The 10,233-nt window shown below is 73.4% G+C and carries 12 protein-coding genes and 1 pseudogene; 8 read left to right on the forward strand and 5 right to left on the reverse strand.

Going from position 1 to position 10,233, the window contains the following annotated elements; all coding sequences use genetic code 11:
- Positions 1-405, reverse strand: a pseudogene (locus AOK22_RS36705) (hypothetical protein); the annotation flags it as partial.
- Between the two features lie 185 nt (positions 406-590).
- On the opposite strand from AOK22_RS36705, the gene AOK22_RS36710 reads away from it, so the two are divergent.
- The 6 genes from AOK22_RS36710 (at position 591) to der (ending at position 5,673) form a co-directional block, all read left to right on the forward strand.
- The gene (locus tag AOK22_RS36710; RefSeq protein ID WP_055703007.1) at positions 591-1,040 is read left to right on the forward strand and encodes a YidB family protein; all 450 of its coding nucleotides are present in this window, start codon (positions 591-593) and stop codon (positions 1,038-1,040) included.
- A 116-nt stretch (positions 1,041-1,156) separates the two neighbouring features.
- On the forward strand, positions 1,157-1,519 hold the full coding sequence (gene aroH / locus AOK22_RS36715) for a chorismate mutase (RefSeq protein WP_055702998.1): 363 nt from the start codon (positions 1,157-1,159) through the stop codon (positions 1,517-1,519).
- Positions 1,516-2,601: a prephenate dehydrogenase gene (locus tag AOK22_RS36720; RefSeq protein ID WP_055702999.1), complete on the forward strand. Its 1,086-nt coding sequence runs from the start codon at positions 1,516-1,518 to the stop codon at positions 2,599-2,601. Before aroH ends, AOK22_RS36720 begins: the two co-directional genes overlap by 4 nt.
- Positions 2,602-2,760: 159 nt before the next feature.
- The gene (cmk, locus tag AOK22_RS36725) at positions 2,761-3,447 is read left to right on the forward strand and encodes a (d)CMP kinase (RefSeq protein ID WP_079037068.1); all 687 of its coding nucleotides are present in this window, start codon (positions 2,761-2,763) and stop codon (positions 3,445-3,447) included.
- Entirely contained in the window at positions 3,405-4,109 is a 705-nt protein-coding gene (locus AOK22_RS36730) for a lysophospholipid acyltransferase family protein (protein ID WP_208606494.1), read from the forward strand. The genes cmk and AOK22_RS36730 overlap by 43 nt, the downstream gene beginning before the upstream one ends.
- 82 nt (positions 4,110-4,191) lie before the next feature.
- Positions 4,192-5,673, forward strand: a complete 1,482-nt coding sequence (der, locus tag AOK22_RS36735; protein WP_055703001.1) for a ribosome biogenesis GTPase Der — start codon at positions 4,192-4,194, stop codon at positions 5,671-5,673.
- 86 nt (positions 5,674-5,759) lie between these two features.
- Here der and AOK22_RS36740 read toward each other — a convergent pair whose 3' ends face one another.
- Positions 5,760-6,089: a hypothetical protein gene (locus AOK22_RS36740; protein ID WP_055703002.1), complete on the reverse strand. Its 330-nt coding sequence runs from the start codon at positions 6,087-6,089 to the stop codon at positions 5,760-5,762.
- Between the two features lie 305 nt (positions 6,090-6,394).
- Complete coding sequence (locus AOK22_RS36745) at positions 6,395-7,183, reverse strand: hypothetical protein (RefSeq protein WP_055703003.1); 789 nt, start codon at positions 7,181-7,183, stop codon at positions 6,395-6,397.
- 526 nt (positions 7,184-7,709) lie between these two features.
- On the opposite strand from AOK22_RS36745, the gene AOK22_RS36750 reads away from it, so the two are divergent.
- Together AOK22_RS36750 and AOK22_RS36755 are read left to right on the forward strand one after the other, a co-directional pair.
- Positions 7,710-8,327 (forward strand): LysM peptidoglycan-binding domain-containing protein, encoded by a 618-nt coding sequence (locus AOK22_RS36750; RefSeq protein WP_055703004.1) that lies wholly within the window; start codon positions 7,710-7,712, stop codon positions 8,325-8,327.
- Positions 8,328-8,412: 85 nt separating this feature from the next.
- A complete protein-coding gene (locus tag AOK22_RS36755; protein WP_055703005.1) occupies positions 8,413-9,006 on the forward strand; it encodes a LysM peptidoglycan-binding domain-containing protein in 594 nt (197 codons plus the stop codon).
- On the opposite strand, the gene AOK22_RS36760 is transcribed toward AOK22_RS36755, so the two are convergent.
- Positions 8,963-9,661 carry an ATP-binding cassette domain-containing protein gene (locus tag AOK22_RS36760; RefSeq protein WP_055703006.1) on the reverse strand — a complete coding sequence of 233 codons (699 nt, stop codon included), beginning with the start codon at positions 9,659-9,661 and terminating at the stop codon, positions 8,963-8,965. The genes AOK22_RS36755 and AOK22_RS36760 overlap by 44 nt on opposite strands.
- The coding region (locus AOK22_RS36765) for an ATP-binding cassette domain-containing protein (RefSeq protein ID WP_157872406.1) at positions 9,662-10,233 on the reverse strand (572 nt) is incomplete at its 5' end. It abuts the gene before it with no gap.

Genomic DNA, 10,233 nt, shown 5'->3' on the forward strand with positions numbered 1-10,233 from the left:
GTCCAGCTTCGCGCCGTGCTTGCCGGTCAGCCGCATCGAACCGTCGTCCTCGACGTCGCCCTTCAGCCAGGACTCCGTGGCGCGGCCGTCGCAGTAGTACGCGATGGCCCTGCCGTCGCGCACGGAGATCGAGACGGCCGAGGCGCCGTCGTCGGTGCGGCCCGCGTACTCGGCGTCGGCCGGGGGCTTCCCGGCCGACGGTCCGCTCTTCGTGGGCCGGCTCCTCGTGGGCTCGGGGGAGGGCTCGGGCGAGCTCTTCGTGGGGGCGGGCTTCGGCGTGACCGTGCCGGGCGCCGAGCCTCCGTACGACGAATTGCCCGTCCCCGTGGTCGCGTTGAGCGACAGCATGAACAGGGCGAGCAGCAGCCCGCCGAGAAGGGTGAGGAGCGGACCTGAGCGCTTCATGGAGCCTCCCCCGAGGCGCGGCACCTGCCGACGTTCCATGCAAGCGGACCCGCCCCCGCTCGTCCATAGCCCAACGGCACCCCATCGGCCCAAGTGGCGACAGGGAGTGATTCGGGTGACATTGGCATGGTCTGAGGCCCGGCCTCCCACGGCGTGGGCCCGGCCACTCTCTGAAAGGCGTGACCATGGCGGGTAACGATCTGGGCAGCCTTCTCGGCGGCCTCCTCGGCGGCGGCCAGGGCGGTGCGGCCGGCGGGGGCGGGAACATCCTCGGCTCGCTGCTGGGCGGACTGCTGGGCGGCGCGGGCGGCGGCGGCCAGGGCGGTGCCGGGGCCGCGGGCGGCAATCCGCTGGGCGGGCTGCTCGACATGATCACGAAGTCCGGCCTGGTCGACCAGGCGCAGCTCGACTCCTGGGTCGGCAAGGGCGACAACCAGCCGCTCACCCCCGACCAGGTCAAGCAGGCCGTCCCCGACGAGACCCTCGACAAGGTCGCGACCGAGGCGGGCGTCAGCCGCGACGAGGCCGCCGGACAGATCGCGGAGCAGCTCCCGCAGGTCGTCGACAAGCTGACCCCCGAGGGGCAGGTCCCGACCGAGTCCCTGGAGGACATCATCAAGCAGCAGCGCCTCTGACCCTCCTGGGGACCGCGCGGCGCCCGTCTCGGCAGACGGGCGCCGCGTACTCCTGTGCGGGACCCTGACTACGCTTGCCGTACAACAGTCGTACAAGGCGAGCGAGGAGCGGCACTGTGGCGGTACGAGCGGTCCGGGGAGCCGTCCAGCTCGAACGGGACGAGGCCGGGCACATGGGCGAGCAGGTCGGCGCGCTGCTCACCGCCGTCCTCGAGCGGAACGGGCTGACCCAGGAGGACCTGATCAGCATCTGGTTCACGGCCACGCCCGACCTGCACTCCGACTTCCCCGCGGCCGCCGCGCGCGCCCTCGGCATCGTCGACGTACCGCTGATCTGCGCCCAGGAGCTGGACATCGAGGGCGCCCTGCCCCGCGTCGTCCGCCTCCTCGCGCACATCGAGACCGACCGCCCCCGCTCCGAGATCGCGCACGTCTACCTCGGCGCCGCGGCCGCACTCCGCAAGGACATCGCACAGTGAGAACCGCCCTCGTCATCGGCACCGGCCTGATCGGCACCTCCGCAGCCCTGGCGCTCGCCTCCCGCGGCGTCACCGTCCACCTCGCCGACCACGACCCCGCGCAGGCCCGCACCGCCGCCGCGCTCGGCGCCGGCACGGACGAGGCGCCCGAGCACCCCGTCGACCTCTGCGTCGTCGCCGTGCCGCCCGCGCACGTCGCCGGCACGCTGGCCGACGCCATGCGCGGCGGGGCCGCGCGCGCCTACATCGACGTGGCCAGCGTCAAGGGCGGCCCGCGCCGCGAGCTGGAGGCGCTCGGCCTCGACCTCACCCCGTACATCGGCACGCACCCCATGTCCGGGCGCGAGCGCAGCGGCCCGCTCGCCGCCACCGCCGACCTCTTCGAGGGGCGGCCCTGGGTGCTCACGCCGACCAGGGACACCGACACCGAGGTGCTCAACCTCGCCCTGGAGCTGGTCGCGCTCTGCCGCGCCGTCCCCGTCGTCATGGACGCCGACGCCCACGACCGCGCGGTCGCCCTCGTCTCGCACATGCCGCACCTGGTCTCCAGCATGGTCGCGGCCCGCCTGGAGCACGCCGAGGAGTCGGCGGTACGGCTGTGCGGCCAGGGCATCCGCGACGTCACGCGGATCGCCGCCTCCGACCCCCGGATGTGGATCGACATCCTCTCCGCCAACCCCGGCCCGGTCGCCGACCTGCTCGCCGCGGTCGCCACCGACCTGGACGAGACGGTGACGGCGCTGCGCGCGCTGCAGTCCGCCGACGAGGACACGCGGACCGAGGGCGTGGCGGGCGTCGAGAGCGTGCTGCGGCGCGGGAACGCGGGCCAGACCCGGGTGCCCGGCAAGCACGGGGCGGCCCCGGCGGCGTACGAGGTCGTCGCGGTGCTCATCGACGACCAGCCGGGCCAGCTGGCCCGCATCTTCGCCGACGCGGACCGCGCGGGCGTCAACATCGAGGACGTCCGCATCGAGCACGCCACCGGGCAGCAGGCGGGTCTGATCCAGCTGATGGTCGAGCCGAACGCGGCGCCCGTGCTCAGCGCGGCGCTGCGCGAGCGCGGCTGGTCGATCAGGCAGTAGCCGCGGCGGCGGGTACGGCACCGGAAGCGCCCGCGGACACGGCGGTGAGCGGGCGGCCACAGGGGCTGTCGGGGCAGGGTGCGCGAGCCAGTAACCTTGTGCGGGGCGTGTTCGCGCCCCGCCTCCCCGCTCCGCGTACTGCGAAAGGTGTCCGACACCGTGGAAACCGCCGCCCCGGCAGCCGTGATCGTCGCCATCGACGGACCGTCCGGTACGGGCAAGTCGAGCACCTCCAAGGCCGTCGCCGCCCAGCTCGGCCTCAGCTACCTGGACACGGGCGCCCAGTACCGGGCGATCACCTGGTGGATGGTGCACAACGGCATCGACCTCACCGACCCGGGCGCCATCGCGGCCGCCGCGGGCAAGCCGGAGATCGTCTCGGGCACCGACCCGTCCGCCCCGACCATCACGGTCGACGGCACGGACGTCGCGGGCCCGATCCGCACCACCGACGTCACCTCCAAGGTCAGCGCCGTCAGCGCCGTCCCCGAGGTGCGCAGCCGCATCACCGAGCTGCAGCGCTCCATCGCGGGGGCGGCCGAGAAGGGCATCGTCGTCGAGGGCCGTGACATCGGCACCACCGTGCTGCCCGACGCCGACCTGAAGATCTTCCTCACCGCCTCGCCCGAGGCGCGCGCCGCCCGCCGCTCCGGCGAGCTGAAGGGCGCCGACGTCAAGGCGACCCAGGAGGCCCTGATCAAGCGGGACGCGGCCGACTCCAGCCGCAAGACGTCCCCGCTCGCCAAGGCCGGCGACGCCGTCGAGGTCGACACCACCGAGCTCACGCTCCAGCAGGTCATCGAGTGCGTCGTCACCCTCGTCGAGGAGAAGCGGGCCGGGAAGTGAGCGAGGCTCCCGCCGAGCGGGCCGCCGCCTCCGAGCGGGGCGCCGAGGTCGGCCGCCGCATCGGCGTCGGCCTCATGTACGGCCTGTGGAAGCCCCGGGTGCTCGGCGCCTGGCGGGTGCCCGCGCGCGGCCCCGTGATCCTGGCCGTCAACCACTCGCACAACGTCGACGGTCCGATGGTCATGGGCGTCGCGCCCCGGCCCACGCACTTCCTCATCAAGAAGGAGGCGTTCGTCGGGCCGCTCGGCTCCTTCCTGCACGGCATCGGCCAGCTGAAGGTGGACCGCTCGGTCGCCGACCGCACGGCCATCACCCGGGCCCTCGGCGTCCTGGAGCAGGGCGGCGTCCTCGGGATCTTCCCCGAGGGCACCCGGGGCGACGGCGACTTCGCGTCGCTGCGCGCCGGGCTCGCGTACTTCGCGGTGCGCTCCGGCGCCTCGATCGTCCCGGTCGCGGTGCTGGGAAGCACGGAGCGGCGCGGACGGTTGTTCAAGCAGCTGCCCCCGCTGCGCAGCCGGGTCGACGTCGTCTTCGGCGACCCGTTCGAGGCGGGCGACGGCAGCGGGCGGCGTACGCGCAAGGCGCTCGACGAGGCGACCGTGCGCATCCAGGAGCGGCTCACCGCCCACCTGGAAAACGCCAGGCGCCTGACCGGGCGCTGAGTGAGACTTATCAAGTAGTGCCCCGGCCCGATGTGCGGGCCGGTGCACCGATCACCACGATGAACGACGAGGTACGGACTTCATGAACGACCAGATCCAGCCCGAGGGCGACGGCTTCGCCGAGCACGACCACGGGGCGCTCGGCGACGCCGAGTACGCACAGTTCATGGAGCTCGCCGCCGAAGAGGGCTTCGACGTCGAGGAGGTCGAGGGCGCCATCGAGGAGGCGGGCCACGGCCCGCTGCCCGTCCTCGCCGTCGTCGGCCGGCCCAATGTCGGCAAGTCGACTCTGGTGAACCGCATCATCGGCCGCCGCGAGGCCGTCGTCGAGGACAAGCCGGGCGTCACCCGCGACCGCGTCACCTATGAGGCGGAGTGGGCCGGCCGCCGTTTCAAGGTCGTCGACACCGGCGGCTGGGAGCAGGACGTCCTCGGCATCGACGCCTCCGTCGCCGCCCAGGCGGAGTACGCCATCGAGACCGCCGACGCCGTGGTCTTCGTGGTGGACTCCACGGTCGGCGTCACCGACACCGACGAGGCCGTCGTCCGGCTGCTCCGCAAGGCCAAGAAGCCCGTGGTGCTCTGCGCCAACAAGGTCGACGGCCCGAGCGGCGAGGCCGACGCCACCGCCCTGTGGTCCCTCGGCATCGGCGAGCCGCACCCGGTCTCCTCGCTGCACGGCCGCGGCACCGGCGACATGCTCGACGCCGTCCTGGAGGCCCTGCCCGAGGCGCCCGCGCAGACCTTCGGCGGCCCCGGCATCGGCGGCCCGCGCCGCATCGCCCTCATCGGCCGGCCGAACGTGGGCAAGTCCTCGCTCCTCAACAAGGTGGCGAACGAGGAGCGCGTGGTCGTCAACGAACTGGCGGGCACCACCCGCGACCCGGTCGACGAGCTCATCGAGCTGGGCGGCGTGACCTGGAAGTTCGTCGACACGGCGGGCATCCGCAAGCGCGTCCACCTCCAGCAGGGCGCCGACTACTACGCCTCGCTGCGCACCGCCGCCGCCGTCGAGAAGGCGGAGGTCGCGGTCATCCTCCTCGACGCCAGCGAGTCCATCAGCATCCAGGACCAGCGCATCGTCACGATGGCCGTCGAGGCGGGCCGCGCGATCGTCGTCGCCTACAACAAGTGGGACACCCTCGACGAGGAGCGCCGCTACTACCTGGAGCGGGAGATCGAGACCGAGCTCGGCCAGGTCGCCTGGGCGCCCCGGGTGAACGTGTCGGCGCGCACGGGCCGCCACATGGAGAAGCTGGTCCCGGCGATCGAGACGGCCCTGGAGGGCTGGGAGACGCGCGTGCCGACCGGCCGGCTGAACGCGTTCCTCGGCGAGATCGTGGCCGCCCACCCGCACCCCGTGCGCGGCGGCAAGCAGCCCCGCATCCTCTTCGGCACGCAGGCGGGCACCAAGCCGCCGCGGTTCGTCTTCTTCGCCTCGGGCTTCATCGAGGCGGGCTACCGCCGCTTCCTGGAGCGCAGGCTGCGCGAGGAGTTCGGCTTCGAGGGGACGCCCATCCACATCTCGGTGCGCGTGCGCGAGAAGCGCGGCCGCAAGAAGTGACCGGCCGCGAGAAGTAACCGGTCGTACGCGCGTATGCCCGGCCTCCGATGACGGGGGCCGGGCATACGGCTGTCCGGAGCCGGGGCTCAGTGCTCGCGGCGCGGGCCCGGCGGCAGGGCCGCGGGGAACTGGTGGTGCCCCGTGGCGTACGGCGCGGGGTGGTGGTCGTGCTGGCCGTAGCGCGCGACCTGGAACTGGCCGTAGGAGCCGTGCCGCTGGTCGTGCCGCGGATCGTGCCGGCCTCCGCCGTGGTGCTGCATGCCGTACGGTCCCGTGCCGAAGGCGGTGAACCCCAGCTCCTCCTCGCCGGTCCGGTCGCCCGGCAGGGCCCTGAAGGCCCTCAGGTACTCCGAGTACAGCGTGTCGTAGATGGGTGTGGCCGAGCGGTCGCCCGTCGTGTCCTGCGCCGAGCGCATGGACGGGATGGGGTTCTGGTACGTCGGCCGGTGGCGTGAGGGGTCGTATGGGTGCACGTATGTGCCAACGAAACCGGCGCGCTCCGGATGCGGGCGCCGCGGCGCTTTCCGGGCCCGGCAGGAGTGTGACCGGCGCATTCGAGGTCGGGCGCCGGTGTCCGGGGGCCGTGCGAAGGGGCGCCGTCCCGGCGGGGAGCGCCCTCGCCCCGACGGGGAGCGCCCCCGCCCCGACATGAGGCGGCCCCGCCGGCACCCCCGGGGAAGGGTGGGCGGGGCCGCTGGCTCCGGCGTCGCTCAGGCGTGGCTCACGTGCCCGCGAGCGGCATCGCGCTCGCGACGAGCCTGCCCTGGGAGGCCGCCTTGTCCAGGGCGTCCCGCAGCAGGTCCTCGCGCGGCTGCCGGCCGATGGAGCCGACGGGCGCCGCGAAGAGCAGCACGGTCTGCGTCTTGTTGACGGCGGCCCGCCAGGCCTCGGTGACCTGGAGCGGCTGGTGCGCCTGCCACCAGGCGACGGGGGAGCCGCCATTGGTGCCGGGCTGCAGGACGGCGTGCAGTTGGCCCATGGCGAGCAGCACGGACCAGCCGTGCAGCACGGACGGCACGCCCTCCAGCGAGGTGACCGGCATGAAGCCCTGCTCGATCAGGAGCGGCAGGAAGTCGTCGCCGCCGCCCGGCGCGGCGCCGGGGCGCGCGATGGGGCCCGTCGGCTCGACGACGAGGGCGGGGCGCAGCTCGCCCTCGATCAGGACGAGCCCGCTGGTCACGCCGAGGACGGCCTGGTTCGGCGTGACCTCGGCGGCGGCCGCGTCGGCGCCGTCCTCGCCGGTGATGGACCGCACGGCGCCCTGGAGCTGCTCCTCGGAGACCGTGACGATCTGGGAGGGCAGGCAGGAGGCGTGGGCGAAGGCGAGTACGGCGGTCTCGTCGCCGACGAACAGGACCGTGCTGGTGCGCTCCTGTTCGGCGTCGCCCGGGGTGCGGCAGGACGTGCAGTCGTAACTGCCGGGCGTGTTGTCCCCGGCGAGCAGCCTGTCGGCTTCTTCGTCGCCGATTTCGGCGCGTACGTCGTCGCTGACGTCGAGCATGCGCGGCACGGGTGGCTCCTCGGAATCGTCACATGGGGTGCATGAGGTGGGTGTGGTGGCCGGACGGCGCCCGGCTCATAGGAAGACAACGGTGGATCAGTGGCACAAGTCACGCGTGAAGGCGAACGGAATCGAACCATCCACAGCGGAGGGTGAATTGACCCCTGGAATCCGTCACTCCGCGCCAACACGTGCGCGACGCATGGAAGTTGAGTCGGTGAGCTGAGTCACAGATCGACGCGGGATGTGGTTGAAAAATCCTGATATCGGGCAATGAAGTGGGTGGCCGAAACTCGCTGATACCGGTGGTAACGCTCAACTGGCCTGGAATGACAAGGAGTTGGTTGTTACCGGGGCGAGAGGGCTCATAGATTCCACCGCCGTGTGCAGCGAGCACCGCTCGGGTACGTCCGCCGGTCGCATCAGCCAGCACGAGCGACGACACCGGCGGGCGGGGCCGCGCGGACCCCAGGCGCCGGATGCGTGAGGGGCCCGTACGGCCGGGGGGAGCCCGGGTCCTTCGAGAGGGATATTCATGTCCGCACGTCCCAGTCGCACCCGCACCACGGCAGTGATCGGTGGGGCCGCTCTCCTGGCCCCGCTCGGCCTGCTCGCCGCCACCGGCCAGGCCGGTGCCGCGGACAGCGGAGTGTGGGACCGCATCGCACGGTGTGAGAGCGGCGGAAACTGGCAGATCAACACGGGCAACGGCTACTACGGCGGGCTGCAGTTCTCCGCCAGTACCTGGCGCGCGTACGGCGGCGGGGCCTATGCCTCCACCGCCGACAGGGCGTCGAAGGCGCAGCAGATCGCTGTCGCCACCAAGGTCCAGCGCTCCCAGGGGTGGGGCGCGTGGCCCACGTGCTCGGCGCGCGCGGGAGCGTACGGCAGCGCGCCGTCCGCCGCGGCTCCGGTGCCCAAGGCCGCCAAGCCGGCGCCCAAGGCCTTCAAGCAGCGGGCCGCGACGCCCGGCCGCGCCGACCGGGGCGGCGCACGCGGCACCTCCGGCAACTACACCGTGCGCCAGGGCGACACGCTCAGCCTGATCGCGGCCCGGCACGGCACCAGCTGGCAGCGCGTGTACGCGGCCAACCAGGGAGTCATCGGCGGCGATCCCGACGTGATCGTGCCGGGGCAGCGGCTCCGGGTCTGATCCGCGTCGTCCGACCGGGTGGGGTCGTCCCCGCGGGGCGGCGCGGCACGTCAGGGCCCGACGTCCGGCTGCCTAGCGTGACCCGATGCACCCGAAGTTGACCAAGCGTTCGTGGTCCGTGTCCCTGGTCGTCGGCGCGATCCTGGCGGCGGTGGCGCTCCCCTCGTCCGCCGCGTCCGCGGCACCGCCACCGTTGCCGGGCGCCCCTTCAGCGGCGTACGACTGTTCGCTGGCCAAGGGACCGTGGAACTGCCTCGCCGAGTGCGAGAGCAGCGGCCGATGGCATGTGAACACGGGCAACGACTACTACGGAGGGCTGCAGTTCTGGCAGCCCACCTGGGAGGAGCACGGCGGCCTCAAGTACGCGCCGCGCGCCGACCTGGCCACCAAGGAAGAGCAGATCAAGGTTGCGGAGGAGGTGTTGCGCACCCAGGGGTGGGGGGCCTGGCCCGTCTGCTCCAAGAAGGTGCGGATCGACCGGTTCGACCGGCGCGTCCACGAGGTGAAGGCGGGCGAGACGCTCAGCTCGATCGCGGCCCGCTACCACGTGAAGGGTGGCTGGAAGGCCCTCTACAAGGCCAACCGCGACATGATCGGGGACCACCCCGACCGGCTCAATGTCGGCACCCTGCTGGTCATTCCCGGCCGTACCGCGGCCGGGGCGCCCGCGCGGAACTGATCTCTCCCGGCTCCCCGCTGAACACTACGGCGCCCCGGCGCAGTTCGTGCACCACCGTCGCCCGCCCCGCGCCCCCGCGCAGGGCGGGCGGCAGCCGTTGCTCGGCCATCGCCACGCAGGCGCCGTCCGCGGCCACCTCGCGCAGCAGCGCGTACGTGCGTGCCGCGACGGTGGGGGACATGCCCTGGGTCGGCTCGTCCACCAGGACCACCCCCGCGTCCGCGAGCAGGGCACGGGACAGGGCGAGCATGCGCTGCTCGCCGCCCGAGAGGGTGCCCGCGCCGCGCGGCAGCAGGGGGCGCAGCTCGGGGTACGCGTCCAGGGCGCGGGCGAAGTCACCCTCGGCGTGCGACAGTTCGAGGTTCTCCGCGACGGTCAGGGCGGCGAACACCGCCTGACGGTCCGGCACGAAGCACAGCCCTTCGGCCGCGCGTTCGTGGGGCGGCCGGTGCGTGATGTCCCGCCCGTCGCGCACGACCGTCCCGGCGGACAGGGCGACCGTGCCGGCCAGGGCGCGCAGGGCCGTGGTGCGGCCGGAGCCGTTGCGGCCCAGGAGGACGGTGAGGGCGGTCGCCGGGGCGGCCAGGGTGATGCCGTGCAGGGCCTCCAGGGGGCCGTAGCGGACGCGGGCGGCGCGCAGTTCGATGCCGTGCATTCAGCGGACCTCCTCCAGTACGCGGTCCGCTGGGCCCGAGGCGACGATGCGGCCCGCCGTCATCACGTGCACGGTGTCCGCGAGGCCCGCCACCAGGTCGAGGTCGTGCTCGACGACCAGGAGCGCCATGCCGTCCGCCGCCAGCGCCCGCAACAGGGTCGTCAGGGCGGCCGCTTCGGCGGCGTCCAGACCCGCGGCCGGCTCGTCCAGGAGAAGGGTGTGGGGGCCGCCGGCCAGCGCCCTCGCCAGTTCCGTGCGCCTGAGGGCGCCGGTGGAGAGGTCGACGGCGGGGCGGGCGGCGAGATCGGTCAGGGCCAGCAGGCGCAGGGCCCGGTCGTGGGCGGCGCCGGTCCGGGCCCCGCCCGCCTGGTCCGCGCCCACCCGGACGTTCTCCTCCACCGTCAACGAAGGGAAGACCGCGAGCTGTTGGAAGGTGCGGGCCATGCCCGAGCGGGTGCGGGCGTGGGCCGGGAGGCGGGTGATGTCGCGGGTGCCGAGGGTGATGCGGCCGGAGTCGGGGCGCAGGGTGCCGGCCAGACAGTGGAAGAGGGTGCTCTTGCCCGCGCCGTTGG

Origin of the sequence: Streptomyces silaceus, assembly GCF_001419745.1 — a bacterium.
GTDB lineage: Bacteria > Actinomycetota > Actinomycetes > Streptomycetales > Streptomycetaceae > Streptomyces > Streptomyces silaceus.